The organism is Sulfurimonas lithotrophica (assembly GCF_009258225.1).
Taxonomy (GTDB): domain Bacteria; phylum Campylobacterota; class Campylobacteria; order Campylobacterales; family Sulfurimonadaceae; genus Sulfurimonas; species Sulfurimonas lithotrophica.
Window position 1 is genome coordinate 264,627 of sequence record NZ_CP043617.1, and the last position, 17,386, is coordinate 282,012.

A 17,386-nucleotide genomic window follows, 5' to 3' on the forward strand; every position below is an offset into this window, starting at 1 on the left:
GAAGGAGTTAACATGTCAAGAATTGGAAAAAATCCGGTAGATTGTACAGCTGACGTTAAAGTTAGCAGCAATGGAAATGTTATCACTTTTTCTAAAGGTAACAAAAGCGTTGATTTAGATACAAAAGGAAATGTTGATTTTTCTATCGATGGAAATATTATTACTTTTGCAACAAAATCTGAAGATAGACAAGATAGAGCATACTGGGGTACTTACCGTGCACTAGCTCAAAACATAGTAACTGGTTTAACTACAGGTTATCAAAAACAACTTGAGATTAACGGTGTTGGTTACAGAGCTGCTGTACAAGGTAAAGTTCTTAACTTACAATTAGGTTTTTCACACGATATCAACTATGACCTACCGGAAGGTTTAGAAGCGGCAGTTGATAAAAACGTGATTACATTAAAAAGCCATGACAAACAATTAGTTGGTCAATGTGCAGCTGAAATCAGATCTTTCCGTCCACCGGAGCCTTATAAAGGTAAAGGTGTTAAATATGTTGAAGAACATATTGTACGTAAAGCTGGTAAGACAGCGGCTAAATAGAGGAGGGCATATTAGATGAACGCAAAAGTATTAAAAAATAAATTAGCTTCTCGCATAAAGCGTAAGCGTCGTATTCGTGCAAAAATATCTGGTAGTGCTACACTTCCTCGTGTTTCTGTATTTCGTTCAAACCGTTATTTAACTGTTCAAGCTATAGATGATGCTACGGCTACTACAGTTATCGGTATGAATTCAAAAGCTATCAATCAAAAAGCTAACAAAGAGGGTGCTGCTGCACTTGGTGAAGCATTTGCTGCTAAACTAAAAGAAGCTAAAATCTCTGAGATCGTGTTTGATAGAAACGGTTACCAATACCACGGTGTAATTGCTGCATTTGGTGACGCACTTCGTGCAAACGAAATTAAGTTCTAGGGGTTAAGATGGAAATCAATAGAGAAGATTTTGAAGAATCAATTGTAAATATTGGTCGTGTTACTAAAGTTGTAAAAGGTGGTCGTAGATTTCGTTTTACTGCATTAGTTGTAGTTGGTGATAAAAACGGTACTGTTGGATTTGGAACCGGTAAAGCTAAAGAGGTTCCGGATGCAATCAAAAAAGCTGTAGATGAGGCATTTAAAAACTTATCGACAGTTAGTATTAAAGGTACTACTATTGCACATGATATTGAGCATAAATTTAACGCTAGTCGTGTTTTATTAAAGCCGGCTTCTGAAGGTACGGGTGTTATCTCCGGTGGAGCTATGCGTCCTGTTTTGGAGCTTGCTGGTATTCAAGATATTTTGACTAAGTCAATTGGCTCAAATAATCCAAATACTGTTGTTCGTGCTACAGTTGAAGCACTTTCAAAATTAAAAGGATAGTCAAATGGGTATTGAAAATTTAACTCCGGCTGAAGGTTCTACTTCTAGCCGCAAAAGAGTTGGACGCGGACAAGGTTCAGGTACTGGTAAGACTGCTGCTCGCGGTCAAAAAGGTCAAAAATCTCGTTCAGGTTATAAGCAAAAAAGAAACTTTATCGGTGGTCAGTTACCGTTAGCGAAGATTCTTCCAAAAATCGGTTTTAACTCTAAAAACGTTAAACCTTATGTAATTAATGTTGAAAAAATCAAAGCAGTAGCTGAGTTAGATGAAATCACTATGGAGAGTATCCGTGGAGTTCATAAAATAGCTGCTTCTGTTGAAAAAGTTAAATTGGTTGGTGCATCTGCAAAAGATTTAGCATCAAAAATTAAAGACGACAACATTACCACTACAGGAAAATAGTCGTGAATAAAAATCTAGTTAATAAGATACTTATTACAATCGGGTTTTTATTTATTTACCGCCTACTGGCATACGTGCCGGTTCCTGGCGTTGATACTGCTGTTATAGCTTCATTCTTCGATTCACATCAATCAGATGCATTAGGTCTTTTTAATATGTTCAGCGGAAATGCCGTTGAGAGATTATCTATCATTTCACTTGGTATTATGCCTTACATTACCGCTTCAATTATCATGGAACTACTTGCTGCAACTTTTGCACCGCTTGGTCAGATGAAAAAAGAACGTGACGGTATGGTTAAATATATGCAAATTATTCGTTATGCGACAATTGCAATTACTCTTATACAAGCTGTAGGTGTTAGTGTAGGATTACAAAGTTTAACCGGACCAAATGGAAATAGTGCAATATTAGCTGATCATAATACATTTATAATGTTGTCGGCTGTATCAATGCTTGCAGGTACTATGTTACTTATGTGGATAGGTGAGCAAATAACTCAAAGCGGTATCGGCAACGGAATATCTTTAATCATTTTTGCAGGTATAGTTTCGGCTATTCCGTCTGCAATAGGTCAAAGTATTGAGATGGTAAATACCGGTGCGATGAGTTTCTTAACTGTTTTAGCAATATTAGCTCTTATATTAGCTACCGTAGGTATTATTATCTATGTAGAGCTTGGTGAACGTCGTGTCCCTATTACATATGCTAAAAAGACTATGATGCAAAACCAAAATAAAAGAGTGATGAACTATATACCTATTAAAGTTAACTTATCGGGTGTTATTCCGGTTATTTTTGCTTCGGCAATTTTAATGTTTCCTATGACGGTATTATCATCTAGTACTAATCCTACAATTCAAGCTATTGCCGATTTATTAAATCCAAATAGTTACTTCTTTAACTTTTTGACTTTTGTATTTGTTGTTTTCTTTGCATTTTTCTATGCATCTATTACATTTAACGCAAAAGATATCTCGGATAATCTAAAAAGACAAGGTGGATTTATACCCGGTATTCGTACAGGTGATGCTACAAAAGAGTTCTTAAATATGACTGCTTCAAACTTAACTGTTACGGGAGCGTTATATTTAGGTCTTATTGCAACATTACCTTTTATGATTATAAAAGGTATGGGTGTTCCGTTCTTCTTTGGTGGTACTGCAGTTTTAATCGTAGTTCAAGTTGCACTTGATACTATGAGAAAAATCGAGGCTCAAATTTACATGAGTAAATATGAAACTCTTAGTGCGGTTGGTCTATAAATAATGGCGATTTCGCTACGAAAACCACAAGAGATAGAAAAACTTCGCGCTGCTAACAAAATTGTTGCCGGCGCGTTAGAACTACTTAAACAAAACACTAAACCCGGAATCTCTTTAAAAGAGTTAGACGCTATGGCTGAAGAATATATCTTAAGTAATGGTGCAAAACCTTCTTTTAAAGGGCTTTACGGTTTTCCCGCTTCTGTATGTACATCATTAAATCAAGTTATTATTCACGGTATTCCAAACGATTATAAACTTCAAGATGGTGATATAATCGGTTATGATATCGGTACTGAACTAAACGGCTGGTACGGAGATGCCGCTATAACTGTCGGTGTCGGTAAAATTTCCGAGCAAGATGAAAAACTAATAGCTTGTGCTAAAGAAGCTCTTTATGAAGCTATCGAAGCTATAAAAGACGGAATGAGATTTAAAGAACTATCAGCAGTTTTAGAAAACTCTATCCGTTCACGCGGTTTTGTACCTTTATATGACTTTTGCGGTCACGGTATCGGTAAAAAGCCTCATGAAGAACCGGAAATTCCAAACTACTTGGAGCATGGAAGTCCGAAATCGGGTCCTAAGATAAAAAACGGAATGGTTTTTTGTTTAGAGCCTATGATTTGTCAAAAAGATAGTTCAAAAGTTATTTTGGAAAATGGCTGGGATGTAGTTAGTGCCGATGGGTTACGCGGTTCACACTATGAGCATACTGTTGCAATAATCAACGGTAAAGCTGAAATTTTATCAAAAATTTAAAAGGTTAACAAAAATGGCAAAAGCTGATGTTATCGAAGTAGATGGCAAGATTGTTGAGGCTTTACCTAATGCAACATTTCGTGTTGAGTTAGATAATGGACACGTGATTTTATGTCACATCGCTGGTAAAATGCGTATGCATTACATTAAAATCCTACCTGGAGATAAAGTTAAACTTGAACTTACTCCTTACTCTTTAGACAAAGGTCGTATCACTTACAGATACAAATAATAGACAAACACCTATTTTTGGTGTGTGTCTATATGACCTTTATGCTTTTTTAAAAAGTCGGTATCGTATATATATTCGCTAATCTGTCTTAGTGTATCTTCATCATATCCAAGTTCGGGCATTAACTCATATTTTTTTACGGCATCGAGCATTATAGAAGTTTTGGCACTTGGTTTTAAAATCCATTTACTCATATAATCTACAAAATCTTTTTTTTTAGGAAATACTGCTTTATAACGCCTTTGTACCTCAGTAATAGAAGGAGCTGAAACTGCTTTATGCTCAAAGTGACAAGTGATGCAGTTACCGTGAAAAAGCAATGCACCCATATCGAATGAAAACAGTTCTACAGATACTGCTATGGATGCAAAAAAAAACCTAAGCATCTTATTTTGCACCCCTCACTAACACAGGTAAAAATTTAGCAGCCCATAGTACAAAGAGAATTAACCATGTCGTAAATGAGATATCAAATAAAAAGTTTAAACCCCAAGAAAAACCAATATTTAAGCTGTATAAAAAACGAGTTAATACAACTATCTGGGTAAAGTAAAACAGACCCAATACCAAGCCTTCAGCTTGTGGTGGTTGACCTGAGTGACCGTATGTTACACGAGTACCAAAACCTATTAAAATAGTAGTTAGAAAACCTAAAGCTATTAAGTGAATACCTAAGAAGTAAAACGAAGTATCTAGGTATAGCTCAGCTATAAGAGAGATAGCATCTAATACAAATGCAGCAGGTAACCAAAATAAGCCTAGATGCAGTATCCAGATTATCGGATGTGCATTTTTGTCTAGTATTTTCCATTTTAAAAATTCACCAAGCATATATAATCCAAGAAGAATATCTACGATTATTTCTGCAATTTTCACATAATCATATGAATTAAATGTAGCCAGAATTGTTTTTATAATAAATAGTACAAATACTGTACCAATAAACCTTTCATCTTTTTCTTCCATAGAGTGTGAGAAAAAAGGTATCATTCTTTGTCCAACCGCGAATGTTAAAAAGATTAAAAACATAAAAAAAGATAAAGCTATTGCAAACTGTTGTATCACCGGTATAAATATTGAAATAACCATTAAAATATTTCCGGCTAATCCAAATTTAAAAGCTCTAAGCATCCAAAAAGGATCTTCTAAATTTGCAGCGGTAGAGTTTTCAAATAACTTTTTTAGTTTTTTTACTATAAGGTAGTTTCCGTATATTATAAGAGTCGTTGCAATCAATAAAATAGTTACATGAGTTAATGCCCCTATTAAAAAAAGAATAAAACCAAATAAATTTATATAAAACAGCTTTTTATAAAAGGGCTTTTCTACATTGTTCATGCCTGTGTATTTAGGGTAGGTTGTAAATAAAAAGCCTGTAAATATATTTATGAAAACTATAAATATAAGCGAATATACATGAAAAAAAAGGGCATCTACACTAAGCGTTAGCACACCTTTATATCCCAAAGCAAATATAAGCATCATTATTATCGTATTTGATATCCCTAATGTAAAAAAAGGCTGATGCACTTGTGATAAAAAATAGTTTTCTTTTTTAGTTTGCGGTTTTTCTTGTGAAAATGTCAAATTAAAAACTCCATATCTAGTTTTTTTGCATATGCATTTAGCATAGCTTTTTCAAAGTCGTTGTTTGTAAAATAGTTATATCCAAAACATTTTTGCCATAATTCATGCGGTTCCATGCACATGTAAAAAAAGACTTTATTTTTACCGCTTTGCCATGGTTTAAAAGCTTCATATGCCGATTTAAACATATCTATTTTGGTACTTTCCGGATAAGATGTTTTTCCGCTTGCATCTATGTGGGGGATTTGCGTGATTTTGGTCTTAAAGTCACGCCCCCGTAATTGTTTGATAACAGGTTTTATAAATGTTAAAGTACCAAAACTAACTAAAACAACTTCATATGAGTGAAATTGTACTAAAAGCTTTTCATAAACTCTTTGATACTCATCAAGGTAACCTTCATACTCAACTATGGGATGAAAATGAAAGCCAACTTTTATGTCTTTGTCTGCTAATTTTCTGGCACTGTTTATACGTTTTTCGAGTGATGCAGTTAGATGTTCTTCGTTATCGATTATAGTTTGTGTATTTAGACTCCAGGTAACTATTATATTTTTTGGTACATCGTTTTCTAAAAAGTATTTTATATTATCCGACTTTGTTTTAAACTCTAAGATTACGTTTGGATTATTTTTCGCGAAGTTAAATAGTGCATCTAAAACACCTTCACGGTTTCCAAACATAAGCGAATCGGAACTTTGACCCGTACCTATATGGTATGTTTTGTTTTTATCGAGTTTTAGATTTTTTAGTTTATCCGCAAAACCTTTGTCAAAAGTAATAGTGTTTTGATTGTAAAAACTTTGAATTGAGCAGTAGGAACAATCAAAGCCGCAACTCTCGACTGCATCTAATGTTAAAAGATTACAGCACCTAGTCTTCTCAGATGCAACCGGACACAGACCAAGTCCAAAGCCTTCCTTCTCCTGTACCTTAAATGTGAACTTCTGTTCAGAGCTTTGTATATGGGGTGTAAAATCTTTATATGAGTTTGCTTTTGTTTTTAAAGCCTCGTAGTCTTTTTTAACTTTTTGCAAAATCGTTTTTTTTTCTCGAAGAGTGTGAAGTTCATACTCTGAAAATATATCCATTATACTTCCCTCATCCCAAAGAGTTAGATCTCTTGCGATATCTACGGTTTGTTTTATATCTTGATGGGAAAAATTAAATTCTATTGCTTTTTTTTTGATAAATTCTTGTTCACCTAATGAAAGTTTTTTAAAAAATGTGTTTTCTATAGCTTTTGCAAACTTTTGTTCGTAATTGTTCATAAACGAATTTTAGCGAAAATTTTGCAATTTGACATATTTTTTAGTCTTTTAAGATATTTATGGAAATATTTTTAATAGATATTTGATAAGGAAAAAAATATGATTTTAGGTAAGTGTCCATATTGCGATGATGGGATGATCGAAGTAAGAGATAAAGAAGTTAACGGGAAAAAAGTAAAACTATATGCTTGTTCAAATGCTCATTGGACTACAGAAGACGGAGAGATGTTTGAATTAAAAGAAGATTCAGGCTGTGATTTTCGTGTATGGCAAAATTCATTGGCAAGATACGGAAAATGGCTTAGCTATAAAGATGTGAAAGATTTATTAAAAGATGAATCGATTGAAGTTGAACTTCTTAGTAAAAAATACGGTAAAAAAACTTACTATAATAAACATATAACATTAAACCAAGAGTATGGAGTAAGCGTAATTTGGGATTAGATTTATAAAGTTATAATTTCGGCTTAATAAAATTTTTAAAAAGTTTTGGGTATAATTCGCGTCTGCTTTGCTGTTTTAACATAAAAGTTAGAGTGTTTTTACCTATGTAATTATACATAGATAAAAGTATTGGCAAGCTCGTTTTCTCGCCACAAGGCGTAGCTTTAGTGACTGAATATAGTTTGGACTTATTCAAACATATGAGAAGACAATAGAACTGCCTAGAAGCAGCAAAGACAACTAAACACAAGGACTTACGATGAAAGTAAGAGCTTCAGTAAAGAAGATGTGTGATGACTGTAAAGTTATCAAGAGAAAAGGTATTGTAAGAGTGATCTGCAAGAACCCAAAACATAAACAAAGACAAGGGTAATTATGGCTCGTATATCAGGTGTTGATTTACCAAAGAAAAAAAGAGTAGAGTATGGTCTAACATATATCTACGGAGTTGGTTTACATACTTCACGTCTTATCTTGGACGCTACAGGTATTGACTATAACAAAAGAGTTTTTGAATTAAGTGAAGATGAAGTAGCTGCAATTACAAAAGAAATTCGTGCTAACCATATGGTTGAGGGTGATCTTCGTAAACAAGTTGCAATGGATATCAAAGCACTTATGGATTTAGGTTCGTACAGAGGTTTACGTCACCGTCGTGGTCTTCCATGTCGTGGTCAAAAAACTAAAACGAATGCTCGTACTCGTAAGGGTAAGAAAAAAACTGTTGGCGCAGCGTAAGTTAAGGTAGGATAAATAGTATGGCAAAAAGAAAAGCTGTTAGAAAAAAAGTAGTAAAGAAAAATATTGCTCGTGGTATCTGTCATATCGCAGCATCATTTAACAACACTTTAGTGACTATCACAGATGAGATGGGTAATATGATTGCTTGGAGTTCTGCTGGTTCTTTAGGATTCAAAGGTTCTAAAAAATCTACTCCGTTCGCTGCACAGGCTGCTGTTGAAGCTGCAGTTGAAAAAGCGCAAGTACATGGTATTAAAGAGCTTGGAATTAAAGTACAAGGTCCAGGTAGTGGTCGTGAGACTGCAGTAAAATCAGTTGGTGCTATAGAGGGTATCCGTGTTACATTCATGAAAGATGTTACTCCATTACCACATAACGGTTGTCGCGCACCTAAGCGTCGTAGAGTTTAAGGAGATTACTAATGGCAAGATATAGAGGTCCAGTAGAAAAAATCGAAAGAAGATTTGGTGTAAGCCTTAACCTTAAAGGTGAGCGTCGTTTAGCAGGTAAATCTGCTTTAGACAAAAGACCATATGCTCCGGGTCAACACGGTCAACGTCGTGGTAAAGCTAGTGAGTACGGTTTACAGTTAAATGAAAAACAAAAAGCTAAATTTATGTATGGTGTATCTGAGAAGCAATTCCGCGCACTATTCGTAGAAGCTAAAAGACGTGACGGTAATACAGGTACAAACCTTGTTACATTAATCGAGCAAAGACTAGATAACGTAGTTTACAGAATGGGATTCGCATCTACTCGTAGATTCGCTCGTCAACTTGTAACTCACGGTCACATCTTAGTAGATGGTAAAAAACTAGACATCCCTTCATACCGCGTTAAAGTTGGTCAAAAAGTTGAAGTTAAAGAATCTAGCAAAACAAATGCACAGATTGTTCGTGCTATGGAATTAACTAGCCAAACTGGTTTAGCTCCATGGGTTGATACTGACAATGAAAAAGTTTTCGGAATCTTTACTCGTTTACCGGAGCGTGAAGAAGTTGTAATTCCTGTAGAAGAGCGTTTAATCGTTGAGCTTTACTCAAAATAAAAAATAACAAAGGCGTATAAATGAAAAAGATCAAAACTACTCCACTAGCTCCACAGCAATTTGAGGTAGAACAAATTAGTGATAATGAAGCTAACATTATGGCATACCCGTTTGAAACCGGTTATGCAATATCTTTAGCACATCCACTTCGCCGTTTTTTATTAAGTAGTTCAGTTGGTTATGCTCCGATTGCTATAAAAATCGAGGGTGCTAAGCACGAATTTGACTCTGTGCGCGGTATGCTTGAAGATATTTCCGATTTCATCTTAAATCTTAAAGATATTCGCTTTAAGTTAAACGGTGATGCCGACTCGGCAAAAATCGACTATAGCTTTGCAGGACCTTGTTCAGTTAAAGGTAGTGATTTAACTAATGATGAAGTTGAAGTTGTAACTCCGGATGCACACTTAGCTACATTAAATGAAGACTCTACTTTAAACTTTACTATCAAAATAGCTCAAGGTATCGGGTATGTTCCAAGTGAAGATACTTCAGATGAGCTAGAAGATGGATACATCGCTCTAGATGCATTTTTTACACCTGTTAGAAGTGTAACTTATAAAATAGAGAATGTACTTGTTGAAGATAATCCTAACTTTGAAAGAGTTGTATTAAACATTAAAACTGATGGACAAATTTCACCTGTTGATGCGTTTAGAAACTCTTTAGAAGTTATGTATGCTCAACTTGCTGTATTTAACAGTGAGATTAGTGTAAAAGCTCCGACTACAATTGAGAGAGTTGAAGAGTCACCGGATCTTAAAAAACTTACTACACATATTGATTCTTTAGGATTAAGTGCTAGAAGTTTTAACTGTCTTGACCGTTCAAGCATAACTCTAGTCGGTGAAATTGTACTTATGAGTGTAAATGATCTTAAAAACGTTAAAAACCTTGGTAAAAAATCTTATGATGAGATAGTTGAAAAGGTTCAAGAGTTTGGTTACGAAGTCGGTGCTGATTTAGCAGACGATGTAGTTAACGCTCTAAAAAAACAAATAGAAGCAAAATAAGGAAATAATGATGAGACACCGTCATGGATACCGTAAACTAGGACGTACAAGTGCACACCGTAAGGCACTTTTAGCAAATCTTAGTATTTCGTTAATTGAACATGGTAAAATTGAAACTACTGCAGTTAAAGCAAAAGAGTTACGTTCTTACGTAGAAAAATTAATTACAGTAGCTGGAAAGGGTGATTCAAATGCTCACAGAGCTGTATTTGCATCACTTCAAAGTAAAACTGCAACTAAAAAACTAGTTGAGGAGATTGCACCACAGTACGTTGAGCGTCAAGGTGGTTACACTAGAATTACTCGTACTCGTATTCGTCGTGGAGATGCTACGACTATGGCTTTTATCGAATTAGTATAATTTAATATTTTATACGGTTATAGAGTAAATCTCTCTAACTTACGCTAACGCTGAGTTTGACTCGGCGTAAAGCCCACACGCAGTAACTTCGCCCTAAATAATTTCCCCCTAAATAATCAACTTAGGATAATCATGAAAAAAATCATATTCGGTACACAAAGAATTTCTGAACACAATCCACAGCATCTGCAAGCTTTAAAAGAGGCTATAAAATCAGGTATTAAAATAATTGACACGTCACCCTCGTATATTGACGGAAGTGCACAAAGAACAATTGCTTTAGCCTTTAGAGAGCTTGAAGATGATATTAAACAAAATATTGAGATTATTTCAAAGTTTGACATAAACTCTAATCCAACTGAAGTCTTAGAAAAATCTTTAAAAGATTTAGAAATAGATTATATTGATTGTTTATTGATTGAAAATCCAGAGAGTATTTTATATAAAGCCTTAGAAGAAGGTTTAAGTAAAGATGAGAGATTGGATGAGATGAATAGGGTTATTTTTGATGCTTTTTTAGAATGTGAATCTCTTATCCAAAACGGTAAGATTAAATCATACGGTATAAGCAGTGAAGCCTTCTCTATAGTGCATAATAATGATAAATTCTTACCCTACGAAGACTTAATCACTTTAGCGCATAATGCGGCTGAAGAATTAAAAAACAACAATCACGGTTTTAGCACGATAGAGTTACCGATAAATATTTTAGAGTCAGAAGGCTTAATTTGTGCAAAATGGGCTAAAGAAAATTCTCTGCGTGTTATAGCTACAAGGCCATTAAATGCAATAACTAACAATCAAGTTTACAGACTTGCAGATTATGACGAATCACATGAATATTATCATCATTTAAATGAACTTTTAGAAGTTACGGATAATGAGATGCTAAAACCATTGTTTAACTTGTTTGAAGAGCTTGACGCATCCAAGCATAAATTTGGCTGGATAGGTGACTATGAGACTTTTTTATATACTCAAGCCATACCGCATATACAAAAATCTTTAAAGTCTATAGATGAAAAAAATGCTCAAACTATGTTAAATTTTATAGATTTATTTTTGATAGAGTATAAAAAGATGGTAGCTTATGAGTGCTCAAAAAAGACGAAAATAGCCTTAAAAGAGGTGTTTAAAGATTGCCGTTTAAGCATGCAGGAGTGTGCATTAAGCTATTTACTAAATATTGACGATATAGATTATATAGCGGTGGGGATGCGTAAACCTTCCTATGTTCATGAAATTATGAGTTTAGGATGATAAATTTATCAATTGTTAAGCGCTTTTATCATATTTTATGTTATTAATATTTTTTAATGAATAAGTTGTGGTAAAAGGAAAAAAATGATACCCTTTAGTGATGAAGAACTTGTAGGACCTGTAAAGAGTGTTATTGATAAAGTCAGACCCTCTATAGCATTAGACGGTGGGGATATTGAATTTATAGCCGTTAAAAACGGGAGTGTCTATGTACAGTTAAAAGGTGCATGTATAGGCTGTGCAAGCAGCGGTACGACTTTAAAATACGGGGTTGAGCGTCAACTTCGTATGGATATACACCCTGAACTGACAGTAGTAAATGTTCCTGCAGGTATGGAAAACGATATAGATAATCTTTAGTAAGGAGGATGTTATGGGTGTAATAAGCAAATACAAAATATTATCACAAGCAAAAGATAGCTTCTCAAAAGCAGAGTTTGATGTTGCCTTAAAAAAGTTTGCTACCGTATTACAAAACTATCCTAATTCCAAAGAAGCTTACAACGGTGTTATACTATCTGAAATGGCAATGAGTGGAGAAGGCGGTGCTGAAGCACTGTTTGATTATTATGAAATACTTAAAGAAGAGGATAGTGAGCAAGCAGATGTAATTATGGCTGATTTATTGTCAAATATGGATGGAGCTATCGATACTTTAGGAGAGATGTTTGCCGAGCCTATACGCGATAGATTAGAATATGAAGATGGGATACTTTATAGTGATTTTAAAAAGATAATAGAAGAAGGTGCTACTTTTAAAGAAACTTTTGAAAATATAATGTTTTCAACTCGTGTGATTATTACCGATAAAGAAGATTTTCTTGAATTTTTAGACTCTTTGATTGAACACGGATTTAACAAAATGGCTATAAACTATTTAGAAGGTGCATTAAGTGCTTATCCATCGGATGAAAAATTAAGAAATTTATTAACAAAACTATCACAAGGTAAGATGATTGAAAATTGAGCTGCCTGATCAGGCTTTTAAATACGTAAGTGAAAATTCAAAAGAGTGTGACGAACAAACGGCATTTGTTCTAACCAAACAAAATGAAAAGTATCTTCAAAATGCAAAAGATAATAACGCCCACTCCATTATAAAAATAGAAGAAATTGCAAAACTCTTTGCAATAGATAGTATTAAAATAGTAGGTATTACGGGTACAAACGGTAAAACTACAACGGCAAGTGCTATATATTCGTTTTTGTTAGATTTAGGCTATAAGGCAGCCTTCCAAGGTACCCGCGGTTTTTTTATGAACGATGAAATAGCCGAAGGTAAAAGTCTTACAACTCCAAGTGTTTTAAATACATATCTGCACATTTACCAAGCTGTTGAAGCGGGATGTGATTTTTTCATCATGGAAGTAAGTTCACATGCAATTGTGCAACAAAGAGTTGAAGGTTTAAACTTTGAATTGAAAATTTTAACGAATATTACACAAGATCATTTGGATTATCATAAAACTCTAGGTGAGTATATATCCGTAAAAAACAGTTTTTTCCAAGATGGGTCTAAAAAACTTATAAATAAAGATGAGCCTAAAGCATCTTTTAACATTAAAAACACAATGACATATGGCATAGAAAATCCGGCTACATATAAACTTATGGCATATTCACTTAACAATGCATCTAGCGGAATAATACAATATATGCAAGATGAAGTAGTACCTTTTACATCTTCATTACACGGTTTTTTCAATCTTTACAACTTAATGGCGGCAATTTCAGCCGTGCATATACTTACCGGTAAAAAACTTGAGGAAATTGTACAAGTAGTCGATAATTTTGCAGGTGTCAGCGGTAGAATGGAACAGGTTAGTGATGAACCCAATGTTATAGTCGATTTTGCTCATACGCCTGATGGTATGGCTCAAGTTTTAAATGCATTAAAAGAGAAAGACCTGCTTGTTGTTTTTGGCGCAGGCGGAGATAGAGATAAAACTAAACGTCCTCTTATGGGTAAGGTTGCATCTACTCTTGCTAAAAAAGTTTATATCACAAGTGATAACCCCCGCACGGAAGATCCGGATGCTATCATAAAAGATATACTTGAAGGTATTGAAGATAAAACAGACGTAGCTGTTGAAGTTAACCGTAAAAAAGCTATTGAGATGGCACTAAAAGACCAAAAAGACGATGAAGTCGTGGTTGTCCTTGGAAAGGGTGACGAGGCTTATCAGATCATATACGATCAAAAACTTCCCTTTGATGACAGGGAAGTTATTAGAGAGATATTAAACTCTTAGTTTACTGTGTAAGTTCTTGTGATTGGTGCTAAAGTCGCAGCAGATGTATTCGTTTCTTCAAATACGGTAGCTGTGACATTTGTATCGCCTGTTAAAATGGTTATAGTAGCTACATAGTTTTCATCAACTGAAATTACTGCACCGTTATCTGCACTCCATTCAATATTTCTTTTTATTACTTTTGAAGTATTGTCTTCAAAAGTACCTGTAGCTTCCAAAATATAACTGCCTGTAGAATTTATATCTGCATTAGTGATATTGAAATCGGTAAGTTTGATTATACTAACATTTATCTCATCGCTAAATCTTCCTGAGCTTATACCTACAATTGAGCTTCCTCCGTTACTTGCGGCACTTACACTTCCGTTATACATATACAAAGTGTTGTAATCACTGTTATTCCAAATAGCAGCATCATTGATTTGAGCAGTAGTTGAATCGGTATATGTAGCCATGGCAGTTAAGTCCGTAGCTTCATCGGTTGAGTAAATTGAAATATTTCCTTCAACGATTTCAATAGATGCTATATCTGCAACTACGGCTGTTTTTGTGTTTTCTCCACACGCGGTAAAAAATACGCTAAGTAGTATTAACAATGAGTAAAAAGTCTTTTTCATAATCTGTTTCCTAATATCTTATATTAAATCCGAAGTAAAATGTGTCAACATTAGACTTATATTTTAGTTCGTATGCAATTGTATCAACAGCTTCATAGGATAAATCTTTATAATTATAAGCTATTTCAAAATCCAGATATTCGTTTATAGGTATGTATGTACCGACTTCAGCATTGAAACTTCCGAAATTCAGTTTTGATTGAAGCTCCCTGTTTACATCCATATATCCAGCACCGAAACCCAGTTTTATAAATGGAAGTACGTATATATCAAAGTCAAATGTTTTTACAAGTGCTATATTTAGAGCATATTTTTCTCCGTCATTATTTGAGAAGATTTTAGAATCATTATCTAAAGCTTCTAAAGCAAATTCTATAGAATAGTTTTCTCTTATCCCGTAACCTAATTTAAGTCTAACAGACTCAGATGAAGATTTTGCTGCTATATTGCTAAAATCTTCGTTAAATTTTCCATAATCAAGACCAAAATAAATTTTGGCTTCGGAATAAAGTGACGTTGTTAAAAGTGTTAAAATTATTATCAATGATTTCAAGTGAATGTTCCCAATATTAATATTTTTTGAATTATATCCAAATAAGTTATCTCTTAACTTATATATATGGATATATTTTGTTATAATTCCGCTATTAAATTTAAAATAGGATAAATTATGGGAATTCCACAACCGGCTTTTTATATATTTAAGTGTGAACAATCGGCACCTCCCGGTATGCCAAAACCTTCTTGTGTATCTGCGCAAAATCCAGAGTCTCAAGAGTTGTTTCAATACTTAGCACAAAAACTTATGCAAGAGGGTGTAATGGGAACGGTACAACCTATTCGTACAGGCTGTATGAATCGTTGTAATGTAGGTCCGGTTATGCTGGTAGAACCTGGTCATATAATGTACACAGGCTTAACTAAAGAAAAAATTGATAGAATTATAAAAGAGCATATCATGGAAGGCAAAGTAGTAGAGGAGTATGTAATAGACTCTGAACTATGGGATGAACCAATCTCACCGGCAGATATGAAAAAACAGATGGGAATGTAGGAAGATTTGATGAATATTGAGATGTTATATAGTAAAATTCATCGTGCAACCGTTACGGATGCTAATTTAAACTATGTTGGTTCTATCACTATTGATGAAGAGTTAATGGAAGCTGCAAAGATGCGTGTCGGTCAAAAAGTTGAGATTTTAAACATCAATAACGGTGAGCGTTTTTCAACTTACATCATCTTGGGTGAACGTGGTAAGCGTGATATATGTCTAAACGGTGCAGCTGCTCGTAAAGTGCATAAAGGCGATAAAATTATCATTGTTGCATACGCTTCGTACACTGAAAAAGATTTAGAGACATATAAACCAAAAGTTGTTTTATTAAACGATGAAAACAACATCGACGAGATAGTGGATTCAATCTAATGTTTGGTAACTTGGGTGATATGACTAAGATGCTAGAAGGGATGCAGGAAAATGCTTCCAAACTTCAAGCAGAGTTGGAGTCTAAAACTTTTAGCGTAAAAGCCGGCGGCGGTATGGTTGAAGTTAGTATTAACGGGAAAGGGGAAATTGTTGATTTAGAGATTGACGATTCTCTTTTAGAAGATAAAGACTCTCTTCAAATTTTACTTATCGGTGCAATGAACGATGCATATGATATGGTTCAAAAAAACCAGCAAAACTCCGCACTTAGTATGCTTGGTGGAATGGGTGGAAAAAATCCATTTGGAGCTGCGTAGATGTTAAGAGTGTTTTTCGCTCTTAATTTTCTTATTTTAAACCTATTAGCCTGCAAAGGCGGATATCAAACTTGTATACAAAAAGTTCAAGACTCAAACTCTATCCAAAGACAGACTATTCAAATCCCAATTTCAAAAAAACAAAAACTTATATACTCAAATATTGCCCCTGATGCTAAAATAATCAAACACGATCCATTTTTAAATTTGTATCTTATAGAAGCTAACAAAAGTTTCAAATATCCTTTTAGAACTAATTATAAATTATCCTTAGGTCATGCTGCAGTTGATAATACAATGGCAATTGAGGGTAAATTCAAAAGAAAACAGATAGGGCTTAACAGACTTGCCAATTTTACAGAAGTTGTAAATACTCCGGCACTTTTACTTAATTCATGTTGTGCACTGGAAGGTTTAGTTACGCCAAAAGGGATAATTCAAAAAGAATATATTGATAACTTTTTAAAAAATAAAAAAGTTGCTTATGGCGATATCGGTATAAGAGCCGATGATAAAAACGATAAAGTTATAATCAGCAGGATTAATCCTTTTGATAACTCTATTAAGCTAAAAAAAGGTGATATCGTTTTAGCAATAGATTCAAAAGAGGTAAAAGATGCTTCTTTTTTAATGTGTGAAATATTATTTAGCGATATAGGTAAAAAACATAAGTTAAAAATAAAAAGAGATAAAAAGATATTAACCATAGAGGCTATAACGAAAAAACGTTTTGGCGGTGGTGCTATAAGCGATACTTTTTTAGAAACAAAAGGTTTATACTTCGCTAATGATTTAACAATCTTAAAAATCTCAAAAAATTTTAAGAGTTACGGCATAAAAGTTGGAGACAAACTTCTTCAAGTTAATGGGAAAAAAGTGAGTTCAACATTTGATATAAGAAAAAATATAGATGACTTTAAATCTCATGCATCTTTACTTTTTGTAAGAGATGATTTTCAGTTTTTTGTAAATATCAACTAAATATCTCTTGTAATATTAATATGTAATTAACAA

At 34.0% G+C, this 17,386-nt stretch carries 27 protein-coding genes; 22 read left to right on the plus strand and 5 right to left on the minus strand.

Going from position 1 to position 17,386, the window contains the following annotated elements:
- Positions 1 to 12 precede the first annotated feature (12 nt).
- Genes rplF through infA form a run of 7 tightly spaced genes read left to right on the plus strand, consistent with a single transcriptional unit; the run spans position 13 to position 4,032 of the window.
- Positions 13 to 549: a 50S ribosomal protein L6 gene (rplF, locus tag FJR48_RS01380; RefSeq protein WP_152306388.1), complete on the plus strand. Its 537-nt coding sequence runs from the start codon at positions 13 to 15 to the stop codon at positions 547 to 549.
- Between the two features lie 15 nt (positions 550 to 564).
- Positions 565 to 921, plus strand: coding sequence for a 50S ribosomal protein L18 (gene rplR / locus FJR48_RS01385; protein WP_152306389.1), 357 nt, complete (start codon positions 565 to 567; stop codon positions 919 to 921).
- Between the two features lie 8 nt (positions 922 to 929).
- Positions 930 to 1,370: a 30S ribosomal protein S5 gene (rpsE, locus tag FJR48_RS01390; protein WP_152306390.1), complete on the plus strand. Its 441-nt coding sequence runs from the start codon at positions 930 to 932 to the stop codon at positions 1,368 to 1,370.
- Between the two features lie 4 nt (positions 1,371 to 1,374).
- Entirely contained in the window at positions 1,375 to 1,773 is a 399-nt protein-coding gene (gene rplO, locus FJR48_RS01395; protein WP_152306391.1) for a 50S ribosomal protein L15, read from the plus strand.
- Between the two features lie 2 nt (positions 1,774 to 1,775).
- On the plus strand, positions 1,776 to 3,038 hold the full coding sequence (secY, locus tag FJR48_RS01400) for a preprotein translocase subunit SecY (RefSeq protein ID WP_152306392.1): 1,263 nt from the start codon (positions 1,776 to 1,778) through the stop codon (positions 3,036 to 3,038).
- Positions 3,039 to 3,041: 3 nt separating this feature from the next.
- A complete protein-coding gene (gene map / locus FJR48_RS01405) occupies positions 3,042 to 3,800 on the plus strand; it encodes a type I methionyl aminopeptidase (RefSeq protein WP_152306393.1) in 759 nt (252 codons plus the stop codon).
- 13 nt (positions 3,801 to 3,813) lie between these two features.
- On the plus strand, positions 3,814 to 4,032 hold the full coding sequence (gene infA / locus FJR48_RS01410) for a translation initiation factor IF-1 (RefSeq protein WP_152306394.1): 219 nt from the start codon (positions 3,814 to 3,816) through the stop codon (positions 4,030 to 4,032).
- A gap of 11 nt (positions 4,033 to 4,043) precedes the next feature.
- Here the strand turns inward: infA and FJR48_RS01415 are convergent, their stop codons facing one another.
- Genes FJR48_RS01415 through FJR48_RS01425 form a run of 3 tightly spaced genes read right to left on the minus strand, consistent with a single transcriptional unit; the run spans position 4,044 to position 6,890 of the window.
- Complete coding sequence (locus tag FJR48_RS01415; protein WP_241856080.1) at positions 4,044 to 4,418, minus strand: c-type cytochrome; 375 nt, start codon at positions 4,416 to 4,418, stop codon at positions 4,044 to 4,046.
- Between the two features lies 1 nt (position 4,419).
- Positions 4,420 to 5,619 carry an NnrS family protein gene (locus FJR48_RS01420; protein ID WP_188108597.1) on the minus strand — a complete coding sequence of 400 codons (1,200 nt, stop codon included), beginning with the start codon at positions 5,617 to 5,619 and terminating at the stop codon, positions 4,420 to 4,422.
- Positions 5,616 to 6,890 carry an SPL family radical SAM protein gene (locus FJR48_RS01425; RefSeq protein WP_152306396.1) on the minus strand — a complete coding sequence of 425 codons (1,275 nt, stop codon included), beginning with the start codon at positions 6,888 to 6,890 and terminating at the stop codon, positions 5,616 to 5,618. The genes FJR48_RS01420 and FJR48_RS01425 overlap by 4 nt, the downstream gene beginning before the upstream one ends.
- A 99-nt stretch (positions 6,891 to 6,989) precedes the next feature.
- Here FJR48_RS01425 and FJR48_RS01430 point away from each other — a divergent pair, with 99 nt between their 5' ends.
- The 11 genes from FJR48_RS01430 (at position 6,990) to FJR48_RS01480 (ending at position 14,009) form a co-directional block, all read left to right on the plus strand.
- Positions 6,990 to 7,334 carry a hypothetical protein gene (locus tag FJR48_RS01430; protein ID WP_152306397.1) on the plus strand — a complete coding sequence of 115 codons (345 nt, stop codon included), beginning with the start codon at positions 6,990 to 6,992 and terminating at the stop codon, positions 7,332 to 7,334.
- 259 nt (positions 7,335 to 7,593) lie between these two features.
- Positions 7,594 to 7,707: a 50S ribosomal protein L36 gene (rpmJ, locus tag FJR48_RS01435; RefSeq protein WP_152306398.1), complete on the plus strand. Its 114-nt coding sequence runs from the start codon at positions 7,594 to 7,596 to the stop codon at positions 7,705 to 7,707.
- Positions 7,708 to 7,709: 2 nt separating this feature from the next.
- Positions 7,710 to 8,072, plus strand: a complete 363-nt coding sequence (rpsM, locus tag FJR48_RS01440) for a 30S ribosomal protein S13 (protein WP_152306399.1) — start codon at positions 7,710 to 7,712, stop codon at positions 8,070 to 8,072.
- Positions 8,073 to 8,092: 20 nt separating this feature from the next.
- Positions 8,093 to 8,485, plus strand: coding sequence for a 30S ribosomal protein S11 (gene rpsK, locus FJR48_RS01445; RefSeq protein ID WP_152306400.1), 393 nt, complete (start codon positions 8,093 to 8,095; stop codon positions 8,483 to 8,485).
- Between the two features lie 11 nt (positions 8,486 to 8,496).
- A complete protein-coding gene (gene rpsD / locus FJR48_RS01450) occupies positions 8,497 to 9,123 on the plus strand; it encodes a 30S ribosomal protein S4 (RefSeq protein ID WP_152306401.1) in 627 nt (208 codons plus the stop codon).
- A 20-nt stretch (positions 9,124 to 9,143) separates the two neighbouring features.
- Positions 9,144 to 10,136 (plus strand): DNA-directed RNA polymerase subunit alpha, encoded by a 993-nt coding sequence (locus FJR48_RS01455; RefSeq protein WP_152306402.1) that lies wholly within the window; start codon positions 9,144 to 9,146, stop codon positions 10,134 to 10,136.
- Positions 10,137 to 10,146: 10 nt separating this feature from the next.
- On the plus strand, positions 10,147 to 10,497 hold the full coding sequence (gene rplQ, locus FJR48_RS01460; RefSeq protein WP_152306403.1) for a 50S ribosomal protein L17: 351 nt from the start codon (positions 10,147 to 10,149) through the stop codon (positions 10,495 to 10,497).
- Between the two features lie 132 nt (positions 10,498 to 10,629).
- A complete protein-coding gene (locus FJR48_RS01465; protein WP_152306404.1) occupies positions 10,630 to 11,757 on the plus strand; it encodes an aldo/keto reductase in 1,128 nt (375 codons plus the stop codon).
- Between the two features lie 84 nt (positions 11,758 to 11,841).
- The gene (locus FJR48_RS01470; protein ID WP_152306405.1) at positions 11,842 to 12,117 is read left to right on the plus strand and encodes a NifU family protein; all 276 of its coding nucleotides are present in this window, start codon (positions 11,842 to 11,844) and stop codon (positions 12,115 to 12,117) included.
- Between the two features lie 13 nt (positions 12,118 to 12,130).
- On the plus strand, positions 12,131 to 12,724 hold the full coding sequence (locus tag FJR48_RS01475; RefSeq protein WP_152306406.1) for a hypothetical protein: 594 nt from the start codon (positions 12,131 to 12,133) through the stop codon (positions 12,722 to 12,724).
- Positions 12,714 to 14,009 carry a UDP-N-acetylmuramoyl-L-alanyl-D-glutamate--2,6-diaminopimelate ligase gene (locus tag FJR48_RS01480; RefSeq protein ID WP_152306407.1) on the plus strand — a complete coding sequence of 432 codons (1,296 nt, stop codon included), beginning with the start codon at positions 12,714 to 12,716 and terminating at the stop codon, positions 14,007 to 14,009. The genes FJR48_RS01475 and FJR48_RS01480 overlap by 11 nt, the downstream gene beginning before the upstream one ends.
- Here FJR48_RS01480 and FJR48_RS01485 read toward each other — a convergent pair.
- Together FJR48_RS01485 and FJR48_RS01490 are read right to left on the minus strand one after the other, a co-directional pair.
- A complete protein-coding gene (locus FJR48_RS01485; RefSeq protein WP_152306408.1) occupies positions 14,006 to 14,626 on the minus strand; it encodes a hypothetical protein in 621 nt (206 codons plus the stop codon). The genes FJR48_RS01480 and FJR48_RS01485 overlap by 4 nt on opposite strands.
- A 10-nt stretch (positions 14,627 to 14,636) precedes the next feature.
- Positions 14,637 to 15,179: an outer membrane beta-barrel protein gene (locus FJR48_RS01490; RefSeq protein ID WP_188108598.1), complete on the minus strand. Its 543-nt coding sequence runs from the start codon at positions 15,177 to 15,179 to the stop codon at positions 14,637 to 14,639.
- A 117-nt stretch (positions 15,180 to 15,296) separates the two neighbouring features.
- Between FJR48_RS01490 and FJR48_RS01495 the strand changes: the two genes are divergently transcribed.
- The 4 genes from FJR48_RS01495 to FJR48_RS01510 are packed head-to-tail and all read left to right on the plus strand — an operon-like array spanning position 15,297 to position 17,353.
- On the plus strand, positions 15,297 to 15,680 hold the full coding sequence (locus FJR48_RS01495; protein ID WP_152306410.1) for a (2Fe-2S) ferredoxin domain-containing protein: 384 nt from the start codon (positions 15,297 to 15,299) through the stop codon (positions 15,678 to 15,680).
- 9 nt (positions 15,681 to 15,689) lie between these two features.
- Positions 15,690 to 16,055 carry an aspartate 1-decarboxylase gene (gene panD / locus FJR48_RS01500; RefSeq protein ID WP_152306411.1) on the plus strand — a complete coding sequence of 122 codons (366 nt, stop codon included), beginning with the start codon at positions 15,690 to 15,692 and terminating at the stop codon, positions 16,053 to 16,055.
- Positions 16,055 to 16,372, plus strand: a complete 318-nt coding sequence (locus FJR48_RS01505) for a YbaB/EbfC family nucleoid-associated protein (protein ID WP_152306412.1) — start codon at positions 16,055 to 16,057, stop codon at positions 16,370 to 16,372. The genes panD and FJR48_RS01505 overlap by 1 nt, the downstream gene beginning before the upstream one ends.
- Positions 16,373 to 17,353, plus strand: coding sequence for a DUF7488 domain-containing protein (locus tag FJR48_RS01510; RefSeq protein ID WP_152306413.1), 981 nt, complete (start codon positions 16,373 to 16,375; stop codon positions 17,351 to 17,353).
- The last annotated feature ends 33 nt before the right edge of the window (positions 17,354 to 17,386 follow it).

Excerpts from the sequence above, each read along its gene's own strand:
- rplF (WP_152306388.1), top strand. The coding sequence starts at position 13 with ATGTCAAGAATTGGAAAAAATCCGGTAGATTGTACAGCTGACGTTAAA.
- rplR (WP_152306389.1), top strand. The coding sequence starts at position 565 with ATGAACGCAAAAGTATTAAAAAATAAATTAGCTTCTCGCATAAAGCGT.
- rpsE (WP_152306390.1), top strand. The coding sequence starts at position 930 with ATGGAAATCAATAGAGAAGATTTTGAAGAATCAATTGTAAATATTGGT.
- rplO (WP_152306391.1), top strand. The coding sequence starts at position 1,375 with ATGGGTATTGAAAATTTAACTCCGGCTGAAGGTTCTACTTCTAGCCGC.
- map (WP_152306393.1), top strand. The coding sequence starts at position 3,042 with ATGGCGATTTCGCTACGAAAACCACAAGAGATAGAAAAACTTCGCGCT.
- infA (WP_152306394.1), top strand. The coding sequence starts at position 3,814 with ATGGCAAAAGCTGATGTTATCGAAGTAGATGGCAAGATTGTTGAGGCT.
- FJR48_RS01415 (WP_241856080.1), bottom strand. The coding sequence starts at position 4,418 with ATGCTTAGGTTTTTTTTTGCATCCATAGCAGTATCTGTAGAACTGTTT.
- FJR48_RS01425 (WP_152306396.1), bottom strand. The coding sequence starts at position 6,890 with ATGAACAATTACGAACAAAAGTTTGCAAAAGCTATAGAAAACACATTT.
- FJR48_RS01430 (WP_152306397.1), top strand. The coding sequence starts at position 6,990 with ATGATTTTAGGTAAGTGTCCATATTGCGATGATGGGATGATCGAAGTA.
- rpmJ (WP_152306398.1), top strand. The coding sequence starts at position 7,594 with ATGAAAGTAAGAGCTTCAGTAAAGAAGATGTGTGATGACTGTAAAGTT.
- rpsM (WP_152306399.1), top strand. The coding sequence starts at position 7,710 with ATGGCTCGTATATCAGGTGTTGATTTACCAAAGAAAAAAAGAGTAGAG.
- rpsK (WP_152306400.1), top strand. The coding sequence starts at position 8,093 with ATGGCAAAAAGAAAAGCTGTTAGAAAAAAAGTAGTAAAGAAAAATATT.
- rpsD (WP_152306401.1), top strand. The coding sequence starts at position 8,497 with ATGGCAAGATATAGAGGTCCAGTAGAAAAAATCGAAAGAAGATTTGGT.
- FJR48_RS01455 (WP_152306402.1), top strand. The coding sequence starts at position 9,144 with ATGAAAAAGATCAAAACTACTCCACTAGCTCCACAGCAATTTGAGGTA.
- rplQ (WP_152306403.1), top strand. The coding sequence starts at position 10,147 with ATGAGACACCGTCATGGATACCGTAAACTAGGACGTACAAGTGCACAC.
- FJR48_RS01465 (WP_152306404.1), top strand. The coding sequence starts at position 10,630 with ATGAAAAAAATCATATTCGGTACACAAAGAATTTCTGAACACAATCCA.
- FJR48_RS01470 (WP_152306405.1), top strand. The coding sequence starts at position 11,842 with ATGATACCCTTTAGTGATGAAGAACTTGTAGGACCTGTAAAGAGTGTT.
- FJR48_RS01475 (WP_152306406.1), top strand. The coding sequence starts at position 12,131 with ATGGGTGTAATAAGCAAATACAAAATATTATCACAAGCAAAAGATAGC.
- FJR48_RS01485 (WP_152306408.1), bottom strand. The coding sequence starts at position 14,626 with ATGAAAAAGACTTTTTACTCATTGTTAATACTACTTAGCGTATTTTTT.
- FJR48_RS01495 (WP_152306410.1), top strand. The coding sequence starts at position 15,297 with ATGGGAATTCCACAACCGGCTTTTTATATATTTAAGTGTGAACAATCG.
- panD (WP_152306411.1), top strand. The coding sequence starts at position 15,690 with ATGAATATTGAGATGTTATATAGTAAAATTCATCGTGCAACCGTTACG.
- FJR48_RS01505 (WP_152306412.1), top strand. The coding sequence starts at position 16,055 with ATGTTTGGTAACTTGGGTGATATGACTAAGATGCTAGAAGGGATGCAG.
- FJR48_RS01510 (WP_152306413.1), top strand. The coding sequence starts at position 16,373 with ATGTTAAGAGTGTTTTTCGCTCTTAATTTTCTTATTTTAAACCTATTA.